1 pseudogene is annotated in these 1,196 nt (G+C 73.2%); it reads right to left on the bottom strand.

Going from position 1 to position 1,196, the window contains the following annotated elements:
• Positions 1-1,159, bottom strand: a pseudogene (locus I0Q12_RS18510) (LuxR family transcriptional regulator); the annotation flags it as partial.
• Positions 1,160-1,196 lie beyond the last annotated feature (37 nt).

The following is a 1,196-nucleotide window of genomic DNA, read 5'->3' as shown; positions in this document are numbered from 1 at the left end:
CGGCGGCGAGCAGCACCGCCGCCCCGATCGGCGCATCGGCCCCGGCCCGGTCCGGGCCGAGCCACTCGTACAGGTCCGCGCTGCGGCCGAGCATGCCGTCACCGGCCGCGACGGTCGCGGCGATCCGGACGGCAGTGGCCAGATCTGCCGGGGAGAGGGAGTCGGCGCGTTCCAGAATCTCGTCGGTCAGGGCGGCGGCGGTTGACCGGTCGCCGGTCGCAGCGGCGACTTCGGCGCGCCGCAGTGCCAGGTCCGCCGCGTCGGCACCGGCGCGCACCGCCGCGGCGTACAGGTCGGATGCCTCCGCCGGATTCGACGAGTCGGCTTGGGCTGCAAGGTAATCGGCGAGCCGAGGGTCGGTAAGTCCGGCTGCTGCGAGACGCGACGCGACCGGGACGGTCAGCAGGTCGCGGTCGACGCGGCACGACAGCAGTCCCTGGGCGACGGTCCGGAATCCGTGCGGGCCCAGCGACGCGGCGGGAACACCTGAGGCGGCCGGGACCAGTTCGTCGCCACCGGTCGTGAGGAGGCCGCTCGCGTGTGCGGCGTCGGCCAGGTCGTGGGCGAGATCGGCATCTATGCCGAGCGCGGCGGTGAGTTCGGCAGGATCGGGGGCTCCGCCCAACTCGACCAGCGCCAGCGCTCCGGCGAGACCGGGATTGCCGGCGAGCCGGGTGCGCACCCGGTCCACGGCAGCGGATCGCGGATCCGCGCCCTCCCGCACTGCGGCGAACGCTGCGTCCGCGAGGTCGCGCGCGCCGCCGGTGAAGGACAGGACCGCGCGTACGAGCGTCGGATCGGAGATCCCGAAGGCCGTTGCCCGGTGCAATGCTTCCTCAATGGTGAGCGGCCGCAGCGCAACGGTGCACGCGTGCGCGGCACCCGTGCTCATCAGCTGCAGCATCTCCGCGCGGTGGGGCCGCGGCTCCGTGGCGACGACGATGCCGTGATCCCCGTGGATCATCCGATCGGCCAGGTTCCGGATCTCGTCTGCGGGCAGGCGATGCGCGTCGTCGACGACCACGATGTGCGGAAGCGTTTGCCGGATCTCGTTGAGCAGCTTCGTTTTCCCGGTGTGGGCGCCGCCGACGACCAGTAGTCGCGGCGGATCGGCGGTCAGCGCGTGCGCGACCACGCGGGGGAGTGCGGGCGAACTCATCCGCGCTGTCAGTTTCCGCCGCCGAGCAGGCCGCCGA

This window comes from Rhodococcus sp. CX, assembly GCF_015865005.1.
Classification (GTDB): domain Bacteria; phylum Actinomycetota; class Actinomycetes; order Mycobacteriales; family Mycobacteriaceae; genus Rhodococcus.
Note: the sequence above shows the minus strand (reverse complement) of the source record. Positions and strands in the feature narration are given on the sequence as shown.